The organism is Tistrella mobilis KA081020-065 (assembly GCF_000264455.2).
Classification (GTDB): domain Bacteria; phylum Pseudomonadota; class Alphaproteobacteria; order Tistrellales; family Tistrellaceae; genus Tistrella; species Tistrella mobilis.
Genome location: NC_017958.1, coordinates 341,315 through 364,193, shown reverse-complemented (window position 1 = coordinate 364,193; position 22,879 = coordinate 341,315). Strand labels below are relative to the sequence as shown.

Genomic DNA, 22,879 nt, shown 5'->3' with positions numbered 1-22,879 from the left:
CGTCAAGCCATGTGGCGGGGGCGCAACGCCCCCGCCACATGGTGATCAGGCCGGGGTGAGCGGATCACCGAGGCCGAGCACGTGGAACCCGATCAGCAGCAGGGTTCCGGCGAGCAGCACGTAATAGATCGTCGGCAGGATGGTGATGCGGAGCGTCGAGCCCTCGCGGCCGAGCAGGCCGACGGTCGCCGAGGCGGCGACGACATTGTGGATGGCGATCATGTTGCCGGCGGCGGCCCCTACCGACTGGCCGGCCACCATGAGCGCGCCCGAGAGGCCCAGCAGTTCGGCGACGCTGAACTGGAACTGGCTGAGCATCAGATTGGAGACGGTGTTCGATCCCGCCAGGAAGGCGCCGAGCGCGCCGACCGTGGGGGCGAAGAGGGGGTAGACATGACCGACGCCGTCTGCCACGGCGCGGGCCATCATCACCGGCATGCTGGCGAGCCCTTCGGCATTGACGCCGGAATTGATCATCACCCGCACCATCGGCACGGTGAAGATCAGCACGAAACCGGCGCCGACCAGCGTGCCGGCGCTTTCGCCGACCGCCCGGCCGAAGGCGGCCGGCTTCATGCGGTGGAGCAGCAGCGTGACCAGGCAGACGATGACCAGAATGCCGCCCGGCAGATAGAGCAGGGCGAAATCGCCGCCGATGCCGGTCTCACCCAGGATGTTGGTGGCCCGGAAGGTGACGGATCTGAGCGCGTCGCCGACAGCCGGCACCGTGCGGCTGACCACCAGGATCACGGCGAGCAGCACATAGGGCGCCCAGGCCAGCGCCACCGGAATGCGGCGGGCCGTCAGCTGATCGAGCCGGATTTCCACCCGCCCCATCCAGCCGGCCGGCCATTCCGACGGCGGGGCGAAATCCCAGCGGTCGCGGGGGACCAGGAAGCCCGCGCGGGCGGCGGCGGTGACGATGGCGAGCCCGATCAACCCGCCCATCAGCGACGGGAATTCGGCGCCGAGGAACATGCCCGCCGCAACATAGGGGAGGGTGAAGGCGAAGGCTGCGAAGATCGCGAAGGGCAGGATCGACAGCCCCTCGGTCCAGGACCGGTTGCGGCCGAAGAAGCGGGTCATGACCATGATCAGGAACAGCGGCATCAGCGTGCCGCAGATCGCATGGATGATGGCCACTTCCGAGGTGATCAGGCCGAAAAACGCGTCCCAGGACGATCCCTGGGCAGTGAGCGTCGCCGACAGCGCCGCCCGGTCGAGCCCGGTTTGCACGCCCACGATCAGCGGCGTGCCGACGGCGCCGAACGAGACCGGGGTCGACTGGATCATCATGCCGAAGACGACGGCCGCCGCGGCCGGGAAGCCCACCGCCACCATCAGGGGGGCCGCGACCGCGGCCGGCGTGCCGAAGCCCGAGGCGCCTTCGATGAACGAGCCGAACAGCCAGGCGATCAGGATCACCTGCACCCGGCGGTCGGGGCTGATCGCGGTGAAGCCCGATCGGATCGCGGCGATGCCGCCCGAATGCTTCAGCGTGTTGAGCAGCAGGATGGCGCCGAAGATGATCCAGAGCAGGCCGGCGGTCTGGATCAACCCCTGAAGGGTGGAGGCGAGCACGCGGTTGCCGCTCATCCCCCAGACGCCCAGGGCGATGGCGACGGTGAGCAGATAGACGATCGGCATGGCACGCGCCGCCGGCCAGCGCAGGCCGATCAGCAGGATGCCGGCGACGAGGATCGGCAGGAAGGCCAGCAGGGCCATCAGCCCGGAGGTTTCGGTGGGCACGGGGGGCATACCTCCTGGAACGGGCGCCCGGCCCGGTGGCGGCGGGCGGTGGTTGCTTCCGGCGGGGTACTGTGCAAGAAGTATGACTAATCAATAACAGGATTAACAGACGATATTTGCAACCTTTAATTTATGAGACGTTTTACGCGATCGGGCGAAGCGATGACGGCGCTGCCCGCGGGTCGAGCAGCCGGGCCAGGCGGTCCAGCGCCTTCAGGAACACGGCGTCGTCGGGGGCGGCGGCCAGCGACAGGCGGGCGGCGGCGGGGACGGGGACCGGCGGCACGGTGAAGGCCCGGGCCGGAGCGACGCGCACACCGGCGGCTTCGGCGGCTTCGGCGAAGCGGTCCGGATCCCAGACACGATCATGGCCCCGGTCGGGCCCAAGACCGATCCAGGCATGGGCGCAGGCCGGGGCAAGCGTCAGGTCCAGCCCGGGCAGGCGCTGGTCGAGCAGGGTGCGGCGGCGCAGATTGGCCGCGCGCGCCGCGGTGGCGAGGGTTTCGGCCGTGCCGTCGTCGATCCAGCGGGTGACGATTTCGGCGCCGAGCGGCGGCGCCATCCAGGCCGAGGCCCAGAGAGCGGCGGCGATGCGGTCGTCGAGGGCGGCCGGTGCCGCCAGCCAGCCGACCCTGAGCCCCGGCCCCAGCACCTTGGACGGGCTGCCGACCAGCAGCACCTGATCGGGGCAGAGCGCCGCGACCGGCGCCGGCAGGGCGGCTGGGGGGGCAAGGGGGGCGTGAACATCGTCCTCGATCAGGAACAGACCGCGACGCGCGATCACATGGGCGAGATCGGCCCGGCGGGCGGGGCCCATGCTGGCGCCGGTCGGGTTGTGCAGAGAAGGGGAGAGAATGGCGCCGCGCAGCCGGCCGTCCTCGGCGGCCAGCCGGTCCAGTGCGGCGGGGTCGGCGCCCTCGGCGTCGATCGGCAGGGGCTTCAGGCGGATGCCGCGGAAGCGGGCCGCGGCCAGGATCGACGGGTTGGCGAGGCCTTCGACCGCCACCGCCTCTCCCGGTGCGGCGATGGCGGCCAGCGCCACCACCAGCGCATGCTGGGCGCCGGCGGTGACCGTTACCCGCGCCGGATCGGGCGACCAGCCGGCCCGGCCGAGCCAGGCTGCCCCGGCTGCACGGTGGCGAGCGGCGCCGCGTGCCGGCTGATAGGCCAGCAGCTCCGCCGCCTGGGGGGCGGCCGCCAGGGCGGCAAGCGTGCGGGAGAGGGCGGCCGCCGCTGCCGGATCGGCGGGCTGGGCCAGGGAAAGGTCGATCAGCGCGGTCTCGTCCTCGGCCTCGGCGGATGTCTCGCGCCGCCGCCGCGGGCGTGCGGCCTCCCGCGGGGCGATCACCCCGTCATCGGCGCGGCGCCGCCGGCCGACCCGGGTGCCGCGGCCGACCTCTGCCGTCACCAGCCCGCGGGCCGACAGCTCGTCATAGGCACGGGTGACGGTGGCGATGGCGACGCCGAGCCCCCAGGCCAGGCGGCGCTGCGGCGGCAGGGCGGCCCCGGGGGCAAGGCGGCCGGCGGCGATATCGGCGGCGATCGCATCGGCGAGTGCGCGATAGACCGCGCCGCCGCGCGCGGCCTCCACCGCCTGCCGCCAGCCCTCGTGCAGCGCGTCCATGATTGCACGTCCCCTTGCCGTGAAATTTGCCCTCAGGACAATCGCGCCGTTGACCGGCGGCCGGTGAAGGCGTGTCCTGAAGATGACGTCGGAACGATACAACCATCTGAGCTGACGAAGTGAATTCAAAGATTGTCCTTAGGACGATCGTGCAGGGGAGACGCCGGGATGACGATCAATGCCGCATTGGAGGATGCCCGCCGGATCGTGGGGGAGGCGATGGCGCCCACGCCACAGATCGCCTGGCCGCTGCTGTCCCGGCGGCTGGCGGTCGAGACCTGGATGAAGCATGACAACCACACCCCGATCGGTGCCTTCAAGCTGCGCGGCGGCATCGTCCACGTCACCCGCCTGCTGCGGGCGCGGCCCGAGGTCCGGCATCTGATCGCCGCCACCCGCGGCAATCACGGCCAGGCGGTCGCCTTCGCCGCCCGGCGCCACGGCATCGCCGCGACCATCGTGGTGCCGCGCGGCAACAGCACCGGGAAGAATGCCGCCATGCGCGCGCTGGGCGCCGAGGTGGTGGAGGGTGGCGCCGACTATCAGGCGGCGCGCGACCATGCCGCGGCGATGGTCGAGGCCGCGGGCGGACGGGCGGTGATGGTGCCGGCGATCTCTCCCGACATCGCCGACGGCACCGCCACTCAGTCGCTGGAATTCCTGACCGCCGCGCCGGCGCTGGACCGGCTGTATGTGGCGGTGGGCATGGGTTCGGGCATATGCGGCGCGGTGCGCGCCCGCGATGCGCTGGGGCTTGCGACCGAGATCGTGGGCGTGGTGGCGGAAGGGGCGCCGGCCTATGCGCTGTCTTTCGCCGCCGGCCGGCGGATCGAGACCGAACAGGCCACGACCTTTGCCGACGGCATCGCCTGCCGGTCGCCCGACCCCTGGGCGCTGGAGGTGATCGGTCGCGGCGTGTCGCGATTTGTGACCGTCTCCGAAGCCGGACTCGCCGAGGCGGTGCGGGCCTGTCACGCCGACACCCATAACCTGGCGGAAGGGGCGGGGGCGGCCGCCCTCGCCGGCGCCATGGCCGATGCCGCCGCCGGCCGGCTGGCCGGCTGCAGGCGGATCGGCGTGGTGCTGTCGGGCGGCAATATCGATGCCGCCCTCTATGCCGGGCTCATCGCGGCACCGGCAGCGGCCTGAACGCCGCCTGCTGCCGGATCGGGGCGGCCCCGAAGGGCCGCCCGCCGGGTCGGGATCCGCGGATCAGGCGGCATCACGTTCGAGGCGCAGGTCGCTGACCAGCAGGTCGCGGCAATCCGCCGCCGCCCGGATCACCCGGTCCAGATCGGCCTGGGTGAGACCGGAATTGACCGTCAGCCGGACCAGCGACCGGCCCTTGGGCGTGGCCGGCGCGCAGAACACCGCGCCGAAGATGCCGTGATCCTCCAGCCGGTCGCGCAGCCGTGCTGTCTTCGCTTCGGCACCGCCGATCAGCGAGATGATCGGCGCCGGGCTGGAGCCCACGTCGATGCCCACCTCCGCCAGGCCCGCCCGCAGATAGGCGGTGTTGGCGAAGAGCCGCGACCGCCGGTGCTCGTCGGCGCGGATCACGTCGAGCGTGGCGCGGAAGCCGGCGATCTCGTGCGGCAGAACCGTGGAGCTGAAGATCGCCGGCCGCGAGGTGTAGCGGAAATACTCCAGCGTCTTCTTCGTGCCGGCGACGATGCCGCCGCGGCCGACCATGGCTTTGGACAGGCTGAAGGTGCGGAAATGCACCCGATGCTCCAGCCCCATGGCGGTGACGAGGCCCGAGCCCTGGGGACCGAACACGCCGACACCATGGCTTTCATCCACCACCAGCATGCAGCCGGTCTCTTCCGCCAGATCGCAGAGCTGGTCGAGCGGGCAGAGGTCGCCGCTGGTGCTGTAGACCGAATCGACCAGGATCACGCCCGGGCCGTTCTTGGCGATCACGCTGCGCAGATGGGTCATGTTGTTGTGGCGGAAGGGCCGCGGCTTCGCGCCGGCGCTGTGGATGCCCTGCCAGAGCGAGGCATGGCCGTAAAGATCGACATAGACCGGGGTGTCGGCATCGGCGATCGCCTGGATCAGCCCGTCATTGGCGGCCCAGCCCGACTGGCAGAGGGCAACACCTTCCGAGCCCAGGAACCGGGCCATCTCGCGCTCATAGGCGCCCTGCGCGTCGAGGAACTGCACGAACACGCCCGACATGAAGGTCTCGGTCTTCACGTCGTCGAGGGCGGCGCGGAGCGCGCCGATGATCCGGCCGTCATCGGCGAGCGAGAGATAATCGTTATTGGCCAGCATGATGGATCCGGCCTGCGGCGCGCGGCCAACCGTGACATGATGCTCGGGGTACTCGGCCTTCCATTCCGCCATGCGGCGCTGCAGGCCCGGCAGTTCGGGGGCGAGCCCGCCCTGGCTGCGGGGCTGCGCCGCCGCAAAGGGCTGGGGGCCCGACAGGGTGCGGTGCAGGCTGTCGACGGCGGCGGTGCGGACGGTGGCGATGTCGTTGGTGAGCATGTGTCTTCTCCTGAGGGACAGGTCCGGGGATCCGGACAATGGTGGGCGCGTTTCTCGCGCAACCGGGCGGTCATCGGCGCGTTCTGCCCGATGTTCGCAATCCGGAGCTGCGTCCATGGACGCGGGCTCGCTCTAAGCTACATGGGGAGAGGGAGGGATCGAATCATGAACTGAAACTTAACGACGATATTTCATCACGCGTCATTCATCTTCAGGCCGCAGAAGACACACGTATGAAGGGTGCAATCGCCCTGCGCCCTTCTATGGTGTCTTGATTTATTCACACAACTTAAAGGTGTTTTTTCTTGCGGAGAATTCTCCCGGGCTGTCGACCCGGCGGGCGTCACGCGGGGCGCACGAAATCGTGAAGACGAGGATGCGGAGGGTGATTGGCGGCCGGGCCCGTATCCTGACTATGCTCGTCTCAAGGACGGCAGGGATGCGGACGGGTTCCAGGGGGGACCGGCATCGCCGCCCGATCGAGAGGGAGCAGGATCCGATGACCATGCGTATCGACAACGTCACCGCCGCCATCGCCGCCGCCATGTCGCTGGCCGCCGTGACCCTCGCCACCGTTCCGGCCACGGCCGCCGAGACCGAGAAGTGCTATGGCATCTCGAAGGCGGGCCAGAACGACTGCGCCAATGCCGCGGGCACCCATTCCTGTGCCGGCATGTCCAAGGCCGATTACGACGGCGCCGACTGGAAGGCGGTGGCCAAGGGCAGCTGCGTCGGCATGGGTGGCATGCTGGAACCCTTCAAGGGCATGAACCCGAAGAAGAGCTGAGTGTTCCACAAGGCGAAATGATCCATCCGGCAGGAGGTGCGGTGATATGGCAGGCACCAATGCGATCGCAGGGATCGGCCTGCGCCCGCCGCACCTCCCCGGCCTTCTGTCGGGAACCGCCGCCAGGCCCGGCTGGGTGGAGATCCATGCCGAGACCTTCATGCCCGCGCACCCGGGTGCCGGGTCGCATCCGCGGCTGCGGGATCTTGAACGGCTGCGGGCGGATCTGCCGGTCTCGATCCATGGCGTCGGCCTGTCGCCCGGCAGTGCCGGCGGCATCGATGCCGATCATCTGGCGCGGCTGGTCGATCTGGTCCGCCGGCTGGACCCGGTCTTGGTATCGGAACACGCCGCCTGGTGCCGGACACCGGCCGGCTGGATCGACGACCTGCTGCCGCTGCCGATGACGACGGGGGCCTTGCGCAGTCTGGCAGACAATGTCTGCCGCATTCAGGATGCGTTGAAGCGGCCGCTGCTGATCGAGAACCCGTCCACCTATCTGCCGCTGGCCGGTGAGATGGACGAGCCGGCCTTCCTGACCGCCCTGGTCCGGCAGACCGGCTGCGGCCTGCTGCTCGACGTCAACAACATCGCGGTCAGCGCCCATAATCTGGGCGGGGATGCGCGTGCCTGGCTGGCGGCGATGCCGCTTGCGGCGGTGGGCGAGATCCACATCGCCGGCCATGCGGTGGAGCCGGATCCCGACGACCCTGCGGCCCCGACGCTGCTGATCGACGATCACGGCCATGCGGTGGCGGATCCGGTCTGGGATCTGCTCGATCAGGCTTTGGTGGCGACCGGGCCGGTGCCGGTTCTGCTGGAACGCGACACCGATCTGCCGCCCTGGACGGTGCTGATCGCCGAGGCGGCGCGGGCCGATCTCGCCATCGATCGGGTGCGGCCATGAGCCTCGGCGATTTTCAGGACCGGATGGCGGCGATGGCGCTTGGCCGGGCGCCGGTCGACCCGGCGGCCGTTGCCGGCTGGGCCGATCCCCGCTGGTCCGCCGCCGCCCTGCAGCGCCGGCTGGCGGTACATCGCCGCAATGCCGCGGGCGCGGCGATCGAGGCGCTGGCCGCGGCGTTTCCGGTCACCCGGATGATGATCGGCGACGCCGCATTCGCCATCTTCGCCCGCACATATCTGCGTGATCACCCGCCGGCCGTACCGCAGCTGTCGGCCTGGGGCGCCGATTTCCCCGACCAACTGGCGGCAGAGGCCGATCTCTGGCCGGCGGTCTCCTGGGTGGCGCGGCTGGAATGGGCGCGGCTGGCGGTCTGGTTTGCGCCCGAGACCCCGGTCTTTCACCCCGGCGAGGCCTCGCCGACGCGCCTGGCGCTCCGGCCTTCGGCCCGGGTGGTCGATGCGCCCTGGCCGGTCCAGGCGATCTGGGCGGCCCATCAGCCGGATGCCGCCATGGATCTGGCCGAAGCGGTGGAGCGCGGGCCGGACTGCGTGCTGGTGGTGCGTGGTCCGTCCGGCCTGCCGGTTCACCGCCTCATGCCCGCCGGGACCGGCATTCTGGCCGGATTATTCCGTCCGAACGACCGGGGCGAGGTGCCGGCGCTTGCCGCCGTGGTCGCGCTGGCACTGGAGCGCCGCCCCGATCTCGACCTGCCGGCGGCGCTGGGCGGGCTGATATCCGCGGGCGCGCTCGGCCCTGCTGCCTGATCATCGAAGGATCTCCCCATGCGACGTATCCTGCAGGGCTATTACCGCTTGCCCGGGGCCGGCGACGGCTGGATCGCGGCCGGTCTGCTGGCGGCGCTCCGGCTCTGGCTGGCCTGGCCGTTTTTCCACACCGGCATGCTCAGGGTGGAGCGCTGGTCGACCCAGACCTTTCTGTTCGGCGACATCCACCCGCTGCCGGGTGTCGATCCGTGGATCGCAGCGCTGCTGACCACCACGGCCGAACTCACCCTGCCGGTATTGCTGGCGGTAGGGCTCGCCGGCCGGCTCGCGGGGCTGGGCCTCGCGGTGATGTCGGCTACCATCCTGCTGGTGGTGGGTCAGACGCCCCAGGGGCTGGAGAACGGCATTTCACAGCCGGCCGAACAGATCCCATGGATCCTGGCCGGGCTGGTCATCGCCCTGGCGGGGCCGGGGCGGCTGGCGCTGGATCGGGTGATCGCGACCCGTTTGCGACCGGCGCGGGTCAGGTCTTGACCACATAGTCCTTGAGCGTGGTCTCCACCACTTCCCAGGTGCCGGTAAAGCCCTCCTGAAGGATGACGGCATCGCCGGGGCCGACCCGGCGGGCGGTGCCGCCATCCTCGGTGATGATCGAAAGCCCCGAGCGGATGCGGCAGTATTCCCAGCAATCGCTGACGAAGCGCCATTTGCCGGGCGTTGCCTCCCAGAGTCCGGCGGCGAGGCCGTCGGGCCGCTCTTCCACGCTCCAGGTGCGGAAGACCGGCGTGCCCTCCAGCACATTGGCGGGGTTGGGGGTGGAGCGTTCCGGCTCTATGCCGTCGATCTCGAGCATGGTGAGCAGGGCCATGGCGTCGTCTCCCTCTGATCCGGGGACCGTGTCGCCCCCGGGGTGAGAGCATAGCCTGCCGCCTGTGGAACGAAAACGGGCGCCGCCTCGATGAAGAGGCGGCGCCCGTTCGAATTCCGTCGCCGGGGGCTCAGCCGATCGGCATGCCCAGGGCGCGCTTGTAGAGTTCGAGCAGTTCGTCCTGCTCCGCGACATCGTGCGGCTCCATCTTGCGGAGCTTGAGCACCTGGCGCATCACCTTGGTATCGAAGCCGTTGCCCTTGGCTTCGGCGAAGATCTCGCGGATGTTCGCGGCGATGCCGGCCTTCTCTTCCTCCAGCCGCTCGATCCGCTCGATATACGAGCGCAGCACGTCGCCCGCGATGCCGCCGACCTCGGTCATGGATCGTATCCCCGTCTCTCAAGGCAGATGACCATCGGAACCCCCGGCCGCGGGGATCCCGTGCAAGGGCGGCAAGATAGCGGCTGGCGCGGGCCGGCGCAATCGCGGCGATGCGGTGGCAGGCCGGCTCAGCCCTCGCGGAACCGGGCGGGGGTGATGCCGAAGGCGCGCCGGAAGCGGGTGGTGAGATGGGCCTGGCTGGCGAAGCCGGTGGCGGCGGCGATCTCGGCGATCGGCAGCCGGGTGCGGGTCAGAAGGTCGCGGGCCCTTTCGAGCCGCAGCCGCATGACATAGGCGAGCGGGGTCTCTCCGGTCTCGCCGCGGAAGCTGCGGGCGAAATGATAGGGGGTGAGGCCGGCGGCGCTGGCCAGATCCGACAGACGGATCGGCTCGTGCAGCCGGTCCATGATCAGGCCGTGTACCCGGGCAAGCCGCCCACCCGGCAGACCGGCCCGCTCCGGATCCGCGACCGGCGCAGCCCTGTGGCGGCGCAGCAGGTCGAGGGCGATCAGATAGGCGCGCGAATCCATCTCGATCGGGCCGGGCGGATCGGTCGTGTCGAAGGCGCGGGTCAGATAGGTCGTCACCTGGCCCGGCAGCTCGCCATCCGGCCGGCCGAAGAAATCGGCCAGCCGTCCGGCACCCCGCCGGCCGCCATGGCCGTCATCGACCTCGTCCAGCAATGACTGGCGGAAATAGAGATGGGCGTAGTCGACCGGGGCCGCCGCCTCGGCGCGAAACCGTCCGCCGCTGCCGGGAACCTGCAATGACACGGTGCCGTCGCGCCCGGCTTCGTCGGTAACCGGCCGGTCGACCCGGCGGACCACGGGGCCGGCGATCTGGATGGTCAGCACGTAGTGATCGACGCCGGGGAAGTCGGTCGCCTCGCCCAGACGGGCGACCTGGCGGCTGACCGGGGCATTCCAGCGCTCGGCCACCCCCACAGGGCTGGTCGCGACCGTGGCACCCAGCCGGCGATAGAGCGCCAGATGCGCGGGTTCCTCATCGAAGGCGTGGACGCCCATCTCCGCCCTCCCTCGCCGGACAGCAATCTGCGGCTAAGAATTAAAGCAATCCGGTGAAAGACGCATCAGGCCGATGGCGGGAAGCTGGCGCTGATTGCGGTGCGCTTGACGGCACCGCCAAAGACCTTGCGGGCCGGAGGCCGCAGCGCCATGAAGATCTATGTTCTCTCCCTCGGTGCCGGCCTGCTGGTCGGCGTGATCTACGGTCTGCTGAATGTGCGCTCGCCCGCGCCGCCGGTCATCGCTTTGCTCGGACTTCTGGGTATTCTGATCGGCGAGCAGGTGGTGCCGATCGCGAAGCGCGCGCTCGGCGGCGAGGGCATCACCCTGTCGTGGATGCGCCAGGAATGCACCCCGCACATCTTCGGCGATCTGCCCCGGCAGGCGTCGAAGACCGAGGGGCGCGATGATCCTGCATCCGACCCCTCCCGTCCCGCCTGATGCCCGCCCAACCGGAGGATCACAGCCCATGTCTGCATCCAGCGGATCACCGATGCCCGACCTGCTGCTGGTCAATGGCCGGGTCACCACGCTTAACCCCGCCAACCCTGAGGCGGATGCGGTTGCAATCGCCGACGGCCGCATTCTGGCCGTCGGCCGCCGCCAGGATCTGGCGGTGACGACCGGCCCCGAGACCCGGGTGATCGATCTGGGCGGCCGGCGGGTGATCCCGGGGCTCAATGACAGCCACACCCATCTGATCCGCGGCGGGCTGAACTACAACATGGAGCTGCGCTGGGAGGGGATCGAGAGCGTTCACGACGCGCTGGCCCTGCTGAAGGCGCAGGCGCGGGTGACGCCTGCCCCGCAATGGGTGCGGGTGGTGGGCTCGTTCACCATGTACCAGTTCCGCGAGAAGCGGCTGCCGATGCTGGACGAGATCAATGCGGCGGCCCCCGACACGCCGGTCTTCATCCTGCATCTCTACGACCGGGCGCTGCTGAACCGGGCGGCACTCCGCGCGGTGGGCTATACCCGTGACACGCCGGAACCGCCGGGCGGTGAGATCCAGCGTGATGCCCATGGCGAGCCGACCGGTCTGTTGCTGGCGAAGCCCAATGCGGCGATCCTTTATGCGACGCTCGCCCGCGGGCCGAAGCTGGAGCCGGAGGATCAGATCAACTCCACCCGCCAGTTCATGCGTGAGCTGAACCGGCTGGGCGTCACCAGCGTGATCGATGCCGGCGGCGGCTTTCAGAACTATCCGGACGACTACGCCATCATCCGCCGGCTGGCCGAGAACGACCAGCTGACGCTGCGCATCGCCTACAACCTCTTCACCCAGCGTCCGGGCGCCGAGACAGAGGATTTCGTGAACTGGGCCGCCCAGGTGACGCCGGGCGATGGCGGCGATTGGTTCCGCCACAACGGTGCCGGCGAGATGCTGGTGTTTTCGGCCGCCGATTTCGAAGACTTCTTCATGCCGCGCCCCGAGTTGCCGTCCGAGATGGAGGGTCAGCTGGAGCAGGTGGTGCGGGTGCTGGTCGCCAATCGTTGGCCCTTCCGCCTGCACGCCACCTATGATGAAAGCATCGGCCGCGCGCTCGACGTGTTCGAGCGGGTGAACCGCGAGATCCCCTTCGACGGGCTGCACTGGTTCTTCGACCATGCCGAGACGGTCACCCCGCGCAATCTGGAGCGGATCGCGGCGCTGGGCGGCGGCATTGCGGTCCAGCACCGCATGGCCTTTCAGGGCGAGGCCTTCGTCGATCGCTATGGCGCCCGCGCCGCCGAGGCCACGCCGCCGGTGCGCCGGATGCTGGATATGGGCCTGCCGGTCGGCGGCGGCACCGATGCGACCCGGGTGGCCAGCTACAATCCCTGGACGGCGCTCGCCTGGCTGATCGGCGGGCGGACGGTGGGCGGTCTGCAGCTCTACCCGCCCTCGACCCGACCCTCGCGGCTGGAGGCGCTTCGCATGTGGACCGAGGGCTCGGCCTGGTTCTCGACCGAAGCAGGCAAGAAGGGCCGGATCCAGGCCGGGCAGTTCGCCGATCTGGCGGTGCTGTCCGAGGATCTGATGACGGTCGCCGACGAGGCGATCGCCGGGATCGAAAGCCTGCTGACCATCGTCGGCGGCCGGATCGTGCATGGCGCCGGCCCCTTCGACCGGCTGGCGCCGCCGCCGCTGCCGGTCAGCCCCGACTGGGCGCCGACCAGGCGCTATGCGCTGGACCAGATGAAGCAGCGCAAGGCGGCGATGGCGGCCGAGGGCATCGACCGCTCGGTCGCCGCGGCCGGCAGCTGCTGTGCCGGCGCCTGCGGCATCCACGGCCATGCCCATGCCCGTCCGCGCGCCGCTTCCCTGCCGGTGCAGGACGGCGATCTGGCCGGCTTCTGGGGGGCCGTCGGCTGCGGCTGCTGGGCGGTCTGACGCCGGACCGCGGTCGGCGTCAGCCCTTGTGTGCCCCTCAGGCCTTGTGCGCCGCCGCCTGTTTCGCGGCGAAGGCCGCCTGCTGTTCGGGCGTCGCCTCGGTCTGGTGGCGGGCCTTCCATTCGGCATAGGGCATGCCATAGACCAACTCGCGCGCCGCTTCCTTGTCGATCGGCTCGCCCTTTTCGGCCGCGGCATCGGCATACCAGTTCGACAGGCAGTTGCGGCAGAAGCCGGCCAGGTTCATCAGATCGATGTTCTGCACCTCCGGCCGGTCGCGCAGATGCTGGACCAGGCGGCGGAAGACGGCGGCTTCGAGTTCGGTGCGGGTATCGGTCATCTGGCTGGTCCTCATCACACGGGAGACGGGGAATGTGGGGCGCCGAGGCCGATCAGTCCAGCCCGGCGATCGCCGCTGAAAGGGCGGCGGCGATCAGTCCGGCCATGACCGCAGCACCCGCCGGGGTCACGATCAGATCCTGGCGGATCTCCAGCGCCACATAGGGCAGGCCGCGGCGCTCGGCATGGATGTCGGTGGTGTAGCCGCGCATCGTCTTCAGCGAATAGGGCTGGTTGTCACCCACCACCAGCTCGGGCACGCCGCGCAGATGGCGGAGCAGCGGCATCGCCAGCCGGTCGTTGCGGGCATGGAGCACACCCACATGCCAGGGGCGATGCTGCCCGCCCATCCGGTCGGTGCAGGAATGGACCGAGACCACTGCCGGATGCAGCCCGGCGGCGACCAGGGCGGTGATCCGGCGGTCGACCGCGGTGTGATAGGGGTGGAAGATCCGTGCGGCCCGCGCCTGATGCTCAGCCGGATCGGCCCCGCGGTTGCCCGGCACCTCGATTCCGTCGGAGCGGCCGGGCATCGAGGCCGGATCATCCAGGAAGCGGTTCACGTCCAGCACCAGCCGCGAGACCGTGGTCAGCACCGCAGGGGCGTTGAAGGCACCGGCCAGGCGGCGCGTCACCTCTGCCGCCCCGATATCCCAGGCGACATGCAGGCCCAGCACGGCCGGATCCAGGCCCAGCCCCTGATATTCGGGCGGGATGTGGTTGCTGGCGTGATCGCAGAGGAAGATCACCCGGGCGTGGGCCTCGGGGCGGATCAACTCGGGCGTGAAGGGGGCGGGCGTGAAGGGGACGGTCAAATCCGGCCTGCCTCAGCTGTCGTCGCCTGCGACGATGACCGCGGCGCGCACGATCTCGGTCGCGCCGGTCGCCCCCAGGGCGGCGAGCAGGGCACGGCCCTTCTCTGCCGTGGCGGCAGAGGGATCGCCGATCACGCCGCTGCGGGTATAGGCGGCCATGCCCAGCTCGGTCAGCCGCGGCCGCTCGCGCGCGCCATCGGCGGCGGGCAGGGGCAGTGCAACGGCATCGGGGGCGGCGGCGAGCAGGATCGAGGTCTCGATTTCGCCCGCATGCATGTCTTCCGACAGGCTGCGGGCGATGCCGGCCGCCTGCAGGGCCTCTGCCCAATGGTCGCGGCCGGGCAGCAGCAGGGTGCGGGGATGGGCGGTCAGGTTCAGTTCCTGGACCAGATTGGCCAGCACGTAATTGCCGCCATGGGCGTTGACGATGGCGAACACGCCGATGCCCTGATGGCGCAGGCTCGCCGCCAGATCTTCCACGAAACCCGCAAGCGCGCGGGCACCAACCCAGACGGCGCCGGGGAAGCCCGCATGTTCCTGGGAACAGCTGACCGGCAGTGGCGGCAGCACCAGCGTGGCGGCGGCCATGTCCGCCGGCAGGGCGTCGTGGATCGCGGCGGCGACGGCACCGGCGATCAGCGTGTCGGTGGTCATCGGCAGATGGGGGCCGTGCTGTTCGAACGACCCCACCGGCAGGATCGCGGCCAGCGGCGCGGTGGCGGTCAGATGGGGCAGGCGCTGTCGTGACGGGATCATCGGATGCGGATCTCTCGACGAATCGGATCTCTGGACGACGGCCGGCCCTACCCTTGATGGGTGGCCGGCCAGCCACCGGAGGGGGAGGGGTGCGCGTGCGCCACAAGAATGGCCCGTCCTGCAGGACTTGCCAAGCCGTGCGACCTCCGGTCACGATCTTCGCGCCGCCTCTTCCCCTGACCAGACGGATCCGCCGCCCATGACCCTCGCCCCCGAAACCCTGCTCCGGCGCCTGTTCGACATCGGTCTGGCCGCCAGCCGCCCCTCGGCGGCGCTGCTTGCCCCGCATATGCCGGCGTCGCCCAGGGGGCGGCTGATGGTGCTGGGCGCGGGCAAGGCCGGGGCGACCATGGCGGCGGCGGTGGACGAGCTGACCGCCGACTGGCCGATGCGGCCCGAGGGGCTGGTGATCGTGCCCTATGGCCATGGACTTGAGACGCGGCATATCCGCGTGGTCGAAGCCGCCCATCCGGTGCCGGACGAGGCCGGGCGGCGGGCGAGTGCGGCGTTGATCGATCTGGCGCGCGGCCTCGGCCCCGACGATCTGCTGCTGGCCCTGATCTCGGGCGGCGGCTCGGCGCTCGCCGCGGCACCGGTGGCGGGAGTACCGCTCGACGACAAGCGGGCGGTGACCCGGGCGCTGCTGGCTTCGGGCGCGCCGATCGGGGCGATGAACACCGTCCGCCGGCATCTCTCGGCGATCAAGGGCGGCCGGCTGGCGGCCGCGGCGGCGCCGGCACGGGTCGTGACGCTGGCGATTTCCGATGTGGCCGGCGACGATCCGGCGACCATCGCCTCGGGGCCGACCGTGCCCGACCCCACCACGCTTGCCGATGCCGGGCGGGTGCTGGCGGATTGGGGAATCACGCCCCCTGACAGCGTCGCCCGGGCGCTCGCCGACCCCGCCAACGAGACCCCGAAACCCGGCGATCCGGTCTTCGATCAGGCCCGCTATCACATGATCGCAACCCCGATGCTGGCGCTGGAAGCTGCGGCGGCAGAAGCGGCCCGCCTTGGCCTCACCCCCCTGGTGCTGGGCGACCGGATCGAGGGCGAGGCCCGCGAGGTTGCCCGCGTCATGGCCGGCATGGCGCTCTCGGCCCGCGCCCATGGCCAGCCGGTCCGGGCCCCCGCGGTCCTGCTCTCGGGCGGTGAGACCACCGTCACCGTGCGCGGCGACGGACGCGGCGGCCGCAATGTCGAATTCCTGCTGGCGCTTGCCCTGGCGCTGGGCGGCGCGCCCGGCATCCACGCCCTGGCCGCCGATACCGACGGCATCGACGGCGCCGAGCCGGTGGCGGGTGCCATCATCGGCCCCGATACGCTCTCCCGCTGCCGCGCGCTCGGCCTCGACCCGGCGGAGATGCTGGCCCGCAACGACGCCCACACCCTGTTCGCCCGGCTGGACACCCGGATCGTGACCGGGGCGACGCGGACGAATGTGAATGATTTCAGGGCAATTCTGGTCATGTGACCTGTCGGCCCCGCGCCCCGAGAATCTGGCGGTTACAGCCTATCCGCCCCATCTATGGAGGGGTAAACTGAGGCCGGAAGGCGGCCAGTCTGCGAAACAGGGGGATGTCATGAGCCTGAACGTCAAAGATCCGGAAGCCCGGCGTCTGGCGCAGGCTATTGCCGATGCGACCGGCCAAAGCATGAGCCGCGTGGTGACGGAAGCCCTGCGCGAGCGCTACGCACGGCTCCGACAGCCCTCCGCCAAGGCGAGCGTCGAGGAGCTTCTTGCCATTGCAGATCATGCTGCAGCCCACGTAAAGCGCCCATATCTTGAACATGGCGATTTGCTTTACGATGAACGTGGGCTGCCGAAATGATTGTGGATACCTCCGCAATGGTCGCGATTCTTTATCGAGAGGCGGAGGCCGAGGCCTTTGTGAATTTTATACATGATGCCGATATCTGTCGAATGAGCGTCGCCAATTATCTTGAGTTGTCGATGGTGATCGATAAGCAGCTTGGCTCGACGGGAATGCAGCAGGCTGATCTCTTCATTCGCCGGGCAGGCATTGTGATCGAGCCGGTGACTGTGGAGCAGGGGCATCTTGCTCGTCTGGCATTTCTGAATTTCGGAAAAGGACGCCACAAGGCGGGTCTCAATTATGGTGATTGTTTTGCTTATGCCCTGGCGAAGGACATGGCAGAGCCTTTGCTTTTTAAGGGCAATGACTTCGGCGAGACGGATCTTCCAAGAGCAGCGCCGGCATCGTCATCCCGCTGACCGCTGCCGGATTGACCCCCGTCAGACCAGGCCGTCGCGGGCCCAGTCGGCCAGATCCCGTGCCGGTACCGGCAGCCAGTCGGGGACGGGGCGGCGGGCCGGGTCGCCATGGAAGGCGGCGAGCCAGCCCAGCGCGCGGGCGTTCAGCTCCACCATCAGCGCATAAAGATCCAGCGCCCGGCGGGCATCGTCGCGGCCCAGATGCGGGATTTCGGCACCCAGCCGGCGGGGCATGGTGGTGTGGTCGAGGCCGATATTGATCTGCTCATGGGCGCGGACCTCGGCATCCTCTGCGGCGGTGATGCCGGCGGCGGCCAGCCGGCCGTTCATCGGATTGGGCCGGCCGGGCAGGCCTTCGGTCACGATCAGCACCGCCGGGAAGGCGGCGGGTGCACGATCGGCGATCAGGCCCAGCAGGTCGACATAGGCCGTGAAGGGCGGCAGCGGCAGACCGTCGATCACCGCGTCGGCATCGAGCCCCAGCCGGCGACAGGCCTCCAGCTCATGGGCTTCATGGCCGCTTTCCTCGACATGATAACGCCGCATGCGGCCGCGCAGTCCCGGGCGCAGCGCCATGCGCATTGCCGGTAGGAAGATGTCGGTGATCCGTGCCGAAACATGGTACTGCGCCAGATAGACGCCGCGCGCGATCGCGGTTGCGATGCCGGCATCCCGGCCGGCCAGCAGCGCCCCGATCCGGTCGTCGCCGATGGCGGAGAGCAGGCCCGGGGTCATCGCCTCGGCGGTGAGGATCAGGCCGATGCCGGTTTCGGGGATCGGGATCCCCGGGGGAGGCAGCGCCCGGCGTTCGGCCCCGGGCAGGCCCGCCAGGATCAGCGTGGTTGCCGCCACCCCCAGATGGCATTCGGCTTCCGTGATGTCATAAAGACAGCCGGGTGGGGCCGAGAACCGTGCCTCGGTGCCGGTCAGCCGGGCGAGCAGGCGCCCGGTGGCGACCAGGCTTAACGGCGCGGTCACCGCCCAGGCTTCGACCAGCAGCCGCAGGATGGTGGCATGGAAGCCGGCGCCCTGCGGCAGCTCCGGCGGCGGGGCGAAGGGGCCCGCCTGGCCGCCGCCGGCGATCAGATCGCGGATGCGGTCGAGCAGGCTGCGGGCAAGATCCAGCATGGCGGTGTGGTCGAGCCCGCCGATCTCGCGCCGCCCGGCGGCGATCCAGCCTGCTGCGCGGTCGAGGGCTGCATCCAGCCGGGCGTGATCGGCGACCAGAACATCGTGGCCGTCATCGGTTTCGGCGATCAGCCCCAGCCGGTCGAGCCCGTCCAGAAGATCGACCAGCCCGTCGGGATCCGGGTCGGCGCCCGCCGCACGCCGCTGTGCGCGGGCCGCCGAGGCGCTGCGTATCGCAGCCCAGTCCCCCGCCGCCGCATCGCGCAGCCGGTCGAGCCGGGCGGCGAGGTCGGCCGCACCGATGCCGGTGACGTCGAGTTCGGTCACGCCGCCGTCATGGACCAGGGCGAGGGTGTCGGGGCTGCGGGGATCGATTCGCAGCACCGCCAGCCGCGGCCGTCGATAGGCGCCGAGGCTCCAGGGGGAGAAGGGGACGCTCGCGGGGGAGACGGGGACGCTCTCAGAGGAGAAGGGGGCGGCGGGCGCGGTCATCGGGCAGGCTCTCCGCGGGTGGCGGTCATCGAAAGCGGCAGGCGCAGGGCCGGGATCGGGTCGGCACCCGGCCCGTAATGGCCGAGAATACGGCGCTCCAGCCGGTCGAAGGCTTCGAGCAGGGTGACGGCCGCCTTCAGCGTCACCAGAGTCTGCTCCCGGCCGACGAAATCACGCAAGCCCATCAGGCGGGACGAGATGTCGCCATGCGCACCTTCGTCGTTCAGCCCGGCATGCCAGACCAGCGGCGACCAGAAGCCTTCGGGCATGTCGAGCGCCCGGGCGTGATCGACCAGCAGATCGTGGAACCGCTGCGCCGGCCGCTCGAACAGGAAGAGCAGGGCCTCGAACGAGACCGGATCCTGGGCGGCGAGCACCGCCAGCGTCGAGGTGAGCGCAAAAGTCTCGGGCAGCGGCACCAGCCGGTCGAGCAGATCCTCGTCGATGCCGACCGCGGCCAGGGCATCGGCGAGGGTGCGGTCGTGGCCGACCTCTTCGGCGAGGAAGCCTTCCAGCAGCCGGGTTCGGGCCGGCGATCCGGCATGGCCGAGCGCCGGGGCGACCGCCCGCGGGCCCATCCGCACCACCTGATGATATTCGATCGCATAGCCGATCAGCTGCGCGCGTGAGGCGCTGCCTTCGGCGAAGGCCCGGCCCAGGGCACCGGTGCAGATCCGCGCCTCGGCGGCGGCGACGAAGCGGCGCAGCTCGCGCATCGCCTGGGCGCCCGACACGCCATGGGCGATGCCGGGATCGGCGTCTTCCAGCAGGCCCAGCCCGTCCAGCGCCTGCAGGATTTCGCCCACACCCGCGGCGCCGAAACCGGGGGCCACGGCCGCCAGCTGCGCCCGCGGGGCACCCGCGGCGAGGGCGGCCATCAGCCGGCGCGCCTCGTCCAGCCCTTCCGGCAGGATGTCGATCGCACAGCCCTGATCGCCGTAATCCAGGCGGATGGAGGCGGGCTCGATCGCCACGCCGACACCGTCCCTGAGTTTCGGCCGGCGCGGCACCGCCGCCTCGGGCGCCGAGGGATCGGTGGTGACGTTGCCCGCGATCGCCGGCAGCCCGGTATCGGGGGCGAAGCCCTCCACCCGCCGCACCCGGTCGCCCGGCACGGCATAGTGATCGAGGATCGCGCCGTAGAAATCGTCATACAGCTCGACGAACAGGTCGAGCCCGTCGATCACCCGGCCGAGCTCGTCCTCGCCGATGCCGTCGAGCGCATCGAAGATCTCGCGGGTGAGCAGGCCGTGGCCGCCGTTCATGTTGATGCCGGCATGGGCACGGATCGGGCCGATGAAGGCCTCGTCCATGCCGCGGCGCTCGGCCGCGCGCACGAAGCTGTCGACGTCGATGTCCCGGCCTTCCAGCACGCCGAGCGTCGCGAAGAACAGGATCGGGTCGGTCCGGGCCCAGTGCGACAGCGCATTGGCAAGCGCCATCGTCTCGGGCAGCGGCACGGTGCGGGCCAGGATTTCGCGGTCGAGCCCCACGGCCTCCAGCGCCTTCAGGATCAGCTCGTCATGGCCGACCTCTTCGCCGTAGAAGCGGTTCATCGCCACCCGCGCGGGCGTGCTGCCGGTCCAGGCCAGGACCGGGCTGTCGAACCAGCTTTCGCGGAACAGGAAGTGGTAGTTCTCGATCGCCATCCCATGGAAGACGCGCTCGGGCACGGCATGGGGATCGTCGAGCATCGCCCGCCAGAACCGGTTGCGATAGAGCCGGGTGAAGAGCAGGCGGTTGGTCCGGTCCTCGATCGCGAACAGGGCGGCCCGGCCCGACCGGGCGGCCGGCGGGGCCGCTTCGTCGACCAGGTCGAAGGCGGCGAGGTCGCGGATCAGCCGGGGCATGTCGGCGCCCCCGGCCTCGCGCTCCAGCGCCTCGGCATCGCGACCGCCATCGATCAGGCGCAGCACCCGGCCCAGCGCCGGGGCATCCACGCCCCCGGCCTCCAGATGGAAGCGCGTGCCGCCGCGGTCGAGAGCGATGCCGTCCGCCGCCTCGACGATGCGGGCGGCAAGGCGCGGGCGGCGGGGTGCGGCGGGGTGGGGGGGAAAGGTGTCGACGGACATGGGGAACGGCGCCTCTCGTGATCGGGATCCATCCAGGCTCAGGACTTGAAGGCGTCGGGATCGCCGCCGCCGAAGGCTGCGGCGATCGCCTTGCCCGAGACGGCGCCGGCCGGGCGGCGGGCGGCCGGATCGAGCATCACCTCGACCACGGCCGGCACGCCCGCTTCGGCGGCGCGCGCGGCACGGGCCAGGGCGGGGGCGATGCCCGCGGCGCGCTCCACCCGCTCGCCATGGCCGCCCAGCGCTTCGGCCAGGCGGTCATAGCGGGTGGCGCGGCTTAAGAACTGGCCGTCGAGATTGGCGTCGCCGAAAATGTCGTCGTGGAAATTGCGCATCTCGCCCCAGGCGCCGTCATTGCCGATCAGCACCACGAAGCCGGTCTTTGCGCGCACGGCGCTGTCGATTTCCATGGCGTTGAAGCCGAAGGCGCCGTCGCCCTGCACCGCCAGCACCGGGCATGCGGGCCGGGCCAGGCGGGCGGCGATGGCGAAGGGCAGGCCGATGCCCAGGCAGCCGAAGGGGCCCGGATCCATCCAGTGGCCCGGGCGGCCGACCGGAATGGCGCCGGCGGTTTCGGCGATCACGTCGCCGCCATCGCCGATGGTGACGGTGTCGGGGGTGACGAACCGGGCGGCCTCGGCCGCGAAACGGGCATGGTCGATCGGGCCGTCGCCGTCCAGGCGGTCTTGACGTGCGCGGGCCGCCCTGGCATCGCGGGCGGCAAGCTGTTCGGGCCAGGCGGCCGGCACCCGGTGGCCATCGGCCTCGAAAGCCTGGGCCAGGGCGGTCAGGAAATGGCGCGGGCTGGCCGTGACGCCCATGACCGCGCCGCGATTGCGGCCGAGCCTGGCGGGGTCTGCATCGACATGGACGATCACGCAATCGGGGTCGATCAGCGGTGCGCGGCCGTAATTCAGGCGGAAGTCGAAATCGATGCCGACCGCGATGATCAGATCGGCCGCGGGCAGGGCGCGGGCGCGGGCGGCATTGTGCATCTGCGGATGATCCGGCGGCAGGATGCCGCGGGCGGCACCATTGGCGAAGACCGGGCAGCCGGTCTCGCGCACGAAACGGTCGAGCGCCTCTTCCACCCCCGCCCAATAGACGCCCGATCCGGCCAGCAGCAGGGGGGTGCGGGCGGCGCGGAGCAGGGCGGCGGTCTTGGCCACGGCATCCGGATCGGCGGCGGGGGCGTGGCTCTGGCCGCGCCCCTGCGCGAAACTGAGCGCATCGGCCGGCATGCGGCCCATCAGCAGGTCGAAGGGCAGATCCAGCGCCACGGGGGCCGGCCGCGGCACCATGGCGGTGGCGGCGGCCTCTGCCAGCAATTCGGGCAGGCGCCACAGATCGCCCGGTGTCGCGGTCATGCGGGTGACGGGCTTCAGCATGTCGAGCTGGGGGGCTTCCTGCAGCGCACCCATGCCTTCCGTGGCCCCGGGATTGCGGCCGGCCAGCAGCATCAGCGGGCTGCCGGCCGCCCAGGCATTGGCGACCGCGACCGCGGCCCCGACCACGCCCGGACCTGCGGTTGCAGCCGATACCTGGACCTGGCGGGTCAGCCGGGCCATGGCATCCGCGGCATGGGCGGCGGCCTGTTCATGGCGGAAATCGACCAGCCGGATGCCGGTGCGGGCGCAGCCGTCGAACAGCGGCGACAGATGCCCGCCGGTCAGCGTGAAGAGATGCCCGATACCCAGCGCGCGCAGCTGGGCGGCAGCGACGATGCCGCCATGGAGCAGGGGGGCCGGATCGGCATCGATCCGCGATGCAGCCGGATCGGGAGCGGCGTGGCTCATCGGGGGCTTCCTTCGGCGTCGGCGGGGAAGGCGCCGGCCCGGGGAGCCCCGGGTCGGCGCCCGATCGTTCAGATGTCGCCGGCTCAGAGATGCACGGCGATCAGCACCGGCTTCTCCTGGGTGGCCGGACGGATCTGGACCAGAAAGGTCTTGCCGCCGGTCAGCCCGGTGCGAAGGGCGATGTCGGGCTCCTTCGCGTCCAGCCCGAGCTTCGCCACCGTCTCCCTGACGTCCACCACATTGTCGCTCATGGCGTCTCCCTCCATACGGGGGTTGTAGAAACATCAACATTCTACCTGAGGTTAATAAAG

Annotated in this window: 23 protein-coding genes; 10 read left to right on the top strand and 13 right to left on the bottom strand. The window is 70.5% G+C overall.

Annotation, left to right across the window (positions count from 1 at the left end; translation table 11 throughout):
* Window positions 1–45: 45 nt before the first annotated feature.
* Window positions 46–1,758: an L-lactate permease gene (locus tag TMO_RS25465; protein WP_041607601.1), complete on the bottom strand. Its 1,713-nt coding sequence runs from the start codon at window positions 1,756–1,758 to the stop codon at window positions 46–48.
* Between the two features lie 133 nt (window positions 1,759–1,891).
* On the bottom strand, window positions 1,892–3,373 hold the full coding sequence (locus TMO_RS25460; protein ID WP_014747933.1) for a PLP-dependent aminotransferase family protein: 1,482 nt from the start codon (window positions 3,371–3,373) through the stop codon (window positions 1,892–1,894).
* Between the two features lie 168 nt (window positions 3,374–3,541).
* On the opposite strand from TMO_RS25460, the gene TMO_RS25455 reads away from it, so the two are divergent.
* Window positions 3,542–4,522: a threonine dehydratase gene (locus tag TMO_RS25455; protein ID WP_014747932.1), complete on the top strand. Its 981-nt coding sequence runs from the start codon at window positions 3,542–3,544 to the stop codon at window positions 4,520–4,522.
* 63 nt (window positions 4,523–4,585) lie between these two features.
* On the opposite strand, the gene cqsA is transcribed toward TMO_RS25455, so the two are convergent.
* Window positions 4,586–5,866, bottom strand: coding sequence for an alpha-hydroxyketone-type quorum-sensing autoinducer synthase (cqsA, locus tag TMO_RS25450; RefSeq protein WP_014747931.1), 1,281 nt, complete (start codon window positions 5,864–5,866; stop codon window positions 4,586–4,588).
* A 499-nt stretch (window positions 5,867–6,365) separates the two neighbouring features.
* On the opposite strand from cqsA, the gene TMO_RS25445 reads away from it, so the two are divergent.
* Genes TMO_RS25445 through TMO_RS25430 form a run of 4 tightly spaced genes read left to right on the top strand, consistent with a single transcriptional unit; the run spans window position 6,366 to window position 8,819 of the window.
* On the top strand, window positions 6,366–6,653 hold the full coding sequence (locus tag TMO_RS25445; protein ID WP_041607600.1) for a DUF2282 domain-containing protein: 288 nt from the start codon (window positions 6,366–6,368) through the stop codon (window positions 6,651–6,653).
* Between the two features lie 46 nt (window positions 6,654–6,699).
* On the top strand, window positions 6,700–7,560 hold the full coding sequence (locus tag TMO_RS25440) for a DUF692 domain-containing protein (protein WP_014747929.1): 861 nt from the start codon (window positions 6,700–6,702) through the stop codon (window positions 7,558–7,560).
* Window positions 7,557–8,324, top strand: a complete 768-nt coding sequence (locus TMO_RS25435; RefSeq protein ID WP_014747928.1) for a DNA-binding domain-containing protein — start codon at window positions 7,557–7,559, stop codon at window positions 8,322–8,324. Before TMO_RS25440 ends, TMO_RS25435 begins: the two co-directional genes overlap by 4 nt.
* Before the next feature lie 18 nt (window positions 8,325–8,342).
* Window positions 8,343–8,819 carry a DoxX family protein gene (locus TMO_RS25430; RefSeq protein WP_014747927.1) on the top strand — a complete coding sequence of 159 codons (477 nt, stop codon included), beginning with the start codon at window positions 8,343–8,345 and terminating at the stop codon, window positions 8,817–8,819.
* On the opposite strand, the gene TMO_RS25425 is transcribed toward TMO_RS25430, so the two are convergent.
* The 3 genes from TMO_RS25425 to TMO_RS30010 form a co-directional block, all read right to left on the bottom strand.
* A complete protein-coding gene (locus TMO_RS25425) occupies window positions 8,809–9,153 on the bottom strand; it encodes a cupin domain-containing protein (protein WP_014747926.1) in 345 nt (114 codons plus the stop codon). The genes TMO_RS25430 and TMO_RS25425 overlap by 11 nt on opposite strands.
* A 130-nt stretch (window positions 9,154–9,283) precedes the next feature.
* On the bottom strand, window positions 9,284–9,535 hold the full coding sequence (locus tag TMO_RS25420; RefSeq protein WP_014747925.1) for a DUF2312 domain-containing protein: 252 nt from the start codon (window positions 9,533–9,535) through the stop codon (window positions 9,284–9,286).
* Window positions 9,536–9,663: 128 nt separating this feature from the next.
* Window positions 9,664–10,560 carry a helix-turn-helix domain-containing protein gene (locus TMO_RS30010; RefSeq protein ID WP_014747924.1) on the bottom strand — a complete coding sequence of 299 codons (897 nt, stop codon included), beginning with the start codon at window positions 10,558–10,560 and terminating at the stop codon, window positions 9,664–9,666.
* A gap of 150 nt (window positions 10,561–10,710) precedes the next feature.
* Between TMO_RS30010 and TMO_RS25410 the strand changes: the two genes are divergently transcribed.
* Both TMO_RS25410 and TMO_RS25405 read left to right on the top strand, forming a co-directional pair.
* Complete coding sequence (locus TMO_RS25410; protein ID WP_014747923.1) at window positions 10,711–11,001, top strand: XapX domain-containing protein; 291 nt, start codon at window positions 10,711–10,713, stop codon at window positions 10,999–11,001.
* Window positions 11,002–11,029: 28 nt separating this feature from the next.
* Window positions 11,030–12,934: an amidohydrolase gene (locus TMO_RS25405; protein WP_228382376.1), complete on the top strand. Its 1,905-nt coding sequence runs from the start codon at window positions 11,030–11,032 to the stop codon at window positions 12,932–12,934.
* 37 nt (window positions 12,935–12,971) lie between these two features.
* On the opposite strand, the gene TMO_RS25400 is transcribed toward TMO_RS25405, so the two are convergent.
* Genes TMO_RS25400 through TMO_RS25390 form a run of 3 tightly spaced genes read right to left on the bottom strand, consistent with a single transcriptional unit; the run spans window position 12,972 to window position 14,844 of the window.
* Window positions 12,972–13,274, bottom strand: coding sequence for a DUF1244 domain-containing protein (locus tag TMO_RS25400; RefSeq protein ID WP_014747921.1), 303 nt, complete (start codon window positions 13,272–13,274; stop codon window positions 12,972–12,974).
* A 52-nt stretch (window positions 13,275–13,326) separates the two neighbouring features.
* Window positions 13,327–14,088: an N-formylglutamate amidohydrolase gene (locus TMO_RS25395; protein ID WP_014747920.1), complete on the bottom strand. Its 762-nt coding sequence runs from the start codon at window positions 14,086–14,088 to the stop codon at window positions 13,327–13,329.
* Between the two features lie 12 nt (window positions 14,089–14,100).
* Window positions 14,101–14,844, bottom strand: coding sequence for a creatininase family protein (locus tag TMO_RS25390; protein WP_014747919.1), 744 nt, complete (start codon window positions 14,842–14,844; stop codon window positions 14,101–14,103).
* A 199-nt stretch (window positions 14,845–15,043) separates the two neighbouring features.
* On the opposite strand from TMO_RS25390, the gene TMO_RS25385 reads away from it, so the two are divergent.
* The 3 genes from TMO_RS25385 to TMO_RS25375 all read left to right on the top strand — a co-directional run bounded on the left by TMO_RS25385 (window position 15,044) and on the right by TMO_RS25375 (window position 17,080).
* Window positions 15,044–16,318: a glycerate kinase gene (locus TMO_RS25385; protein WP_014747918.1), complete on the top strand. Its 1,275-nt coding sequence runs from the start codon at window positions 15,044–15,046 to the stop codon at window positions 16,316–16,318.
* Window positions 16,319–16,427: 109 nt separating this feature from the next.
* Window positions 16,428–16,676 carry a type II toxin-antitoxin system VapB family antitoxin gene (locus TMO_RS25380; protein ID WP_014747917.1) on the top strand — a complete coding sequence of 83 codons (249 nt, stop codon included), beginning with the start codon at window positions 16,428–16,430 and terminating at the stop codon, window positions 16,674–16,676.
* The gene (locus tag TMO_RS25375) at window positions 16,673–17,080 is read left to right on the top strand and encodes a type II toxin-antitoxin system VapC family toxin (protein WP_041607598.1); all 408 of its coding nucleotides are present in this window, start codon (window positions 16,673–16,675) and stop codon (window positions 17,078–17,080) included. The genes TMO_RS25380 and TMO_RS25375 overlap by 4 nt, the downstream gene beginning before the upstream one ends.
* 21 nt (window positions 17,081–17,101) lie before the next feature.
* Here TMO_RS25375 and TMO_RS25370 read toward each other — a convergent pair whose 3' ends face one another.
* From TMO_RS25370 to TMO_RS31910, 4 genes are all read right to left on the bottom strand, one after another.
* Window positions 17,102–18,700: a hypothetical protein gene (locus tag TMO_RS25370; protein WP_014747915.1), complete on the bottom strand. Its 1,599-nt coding sequence runs from the start codon at window positions 18,698–18,700 to the stop codon at window positions 17,102–17,104.
* On the bottom strand, window positions 18,697–20,772 hold the full coding sequence (locus TMO_RS30005; protein WP_014747914.1) for an iron-containing redox enzyme family protein: 2,076 nt from the start codon (window positions 20,770–20,772) through the stop codon (window positions 18,697–18,699). The genes TMO_RS25370 and TMO_RS30005 overlap by 4 nt, the downstream gene beginning before the upstream one ends.
* 38 nt (window positions 20,773–20,810) lie before the next feature.
* Window positions 20,811–22,568 (bottom strand): thiamine pyrophosphate-binding protein, encoded by a 1,758-nt coding sequence (locus TMO_RS25355; protein ID WP_014747913.1) that lies wholly within the window; start codon window positions 22,566–22,568, stop codon window positions 20,811–20,813.
* A gap of 83 nt (window positions 22,569–22,651) precedes the next feature.
* A complete protein-coding gene (locus TMO_RS31910; RefSeq protein ID WP_014747912.1) occupies window positions 22,652–22,819 on the bottom strand; it encodes a hypothetical protein in 168 nt (55 codons plus the stop codon).
* Window positions 22,820–22,879 lie beyond the last annotated feature (60 nt).

Bases quoted from the DNA above. Each gene is read 5' to 3' on its own strand.
- TMO_RS25435 (WP_014747928.1), top strand. From the start codon at position 7,557: ATGAGCCTCGGCGATTTTCAGGACCGGATGGCGGCGATGGCGCTTGGC.
- TMO_RS25400 (WP_014747921.1), bottom strand. From the start codon at position 13,274: ATGACCGATACCCGCACCGAACTCGAAGCCGCCGTCTTCCGCCGCCTG.
- TMO_RS25410 (WP_014747923.1), top strand. From the start codon at position 10,711: ATGAAGATCTATGTTCTCTCCCTCGGTGCCGGCCTGCTGGTCGGCGTG.
- TMO_RS25425 (WP_014747926.1), bottom strand. From the start codon at position 9,153: ATGGCCCTGCTCACCATGCTCGAGATCGACGGCATAGAGCCGGAACGC.
- TMO_RS25390 (WP_014747919.1), bottom strand. From the start codon at position 14,844: ATGATCCCGTCACGACAGCGCCTGCCCCATCTGACCGCCACCGCGCCG.
- TMO_RS25460 (WP_014747933.1), bottom strand. From the start codon at position 3,373: ATGGACGCGCTGCACGAGGGCTGGCGGCAGGCGGTGGAGGCCGCGCGC.
- TMO_RS30010 (WP_014747924.1), bottom strand. From the start codon at position 10,560: ATGGGCGTCCACGCCTTCGATGAGGAACCCGCGCATCTGGCGCTCTAT.
- TMO_RS25465 (WP_041607601.1), bottom strand. From the start codon at position 1,758: ATGCCCCCCGTGCCCACCGAAACCTCCGGGCTGATGGCCCTGCTGGCC.
- TMO_RS25380 (WP_014747917.1), top strand. From the start codon at position 16,428: ATGAGCCTGAACGTCAAAGATCCGGAAGCCCGGCGTCTGGCGCAGGCT.
- TMO_RS25420 (WP_014747925.1), bottom strand. From the start codon at position 9,535: ATGACCGAGGTCGGCGGCATCGCGGGCGACGTGCTGCGCTCGTATATC.
- TMO_RS25430 (WP_014747927.1), top strand. From the start codon at position 8,343: ATGCGACGTATCCTGCAGGGCTATTACCGCTTGCCCGGGGCCGGCGAC.
- TMO_RS25370 (WP_014747915.1), bottom strand. From the start codon at position 18,700: ATGACCGCGCCCGCCGCCCCCTTCTCCTCTGAGAGCGTCCCCGTCTCC.
- TMO_RS25445 (WP_041607600.1), top strand. From the start codon at position 6,366: ATGACCATGCGTATCGACAACGTCACCGCCGCCATCGCCGCCGCCATG.
- TMO_RS30005 (WP_014747914.1), bottom strand. From the start codon at position 20,772: ATGTCCGTCGACACCTTTCCCCCCCACCCCGCCGCACCCCGCCGCCCG.
- TMO_RS25375 (WP_041607598.1), top strand. From the start codon at position 16,673: ATGATTGTGGATACCTCCGCAATGGTCGCGATTCTTTATCGAGAGGCG.
- TMO_RS25440 (WP_014747929.1), top strand. From the start codon at position 6,700: ATGGCAGGCACCAATGCGATCGCAGGGATCGGCCTGCGCCCGCCGCAC.
- TMO_RS25455 (WP_014747932.1), top strand. From the start codon at position 3,542: ATGACGATCAATGCCGCATTGGAGGATGCCCGCCGGATCGTGGGGGAG.
- TMO_RS31910 (WP_014747912.1), bottom strand. From the start codon at position 22,819: ATGAGCGACAATGTGGTGGACGTCAGGGAGACGGTGGCGAAGCTCGGG.
- TMO_RS25385 (WP_014747918.1), top strand. From the start codon at position 15,044: ATGACCCTCGCCCCCGAAACCCTGCTCCGGCGCCTGTTCGACATCGGT.
- TMO_RS25405 (WP_228382376.1), top strand. From the start codon at position 11,030: ATGTCTGCATCCAGCGGATCACCGATGCCCGACCTGCTGCTGGTCAAT.
- TMO_RS25355 (WP_014747913.1), bottom strand. From the start codon at position 22,568: ATGAGCCACGCCGCTCCCGATCCGGCTGCATCGCGGATCGATGCCGAT.
- cqsA (WP_014747931.1), bottom strand. From the start codon at position 5,866: ATGCTCACCAACGACATCGCCACCGTCCGCACCGCCGCCGTCGACAGC.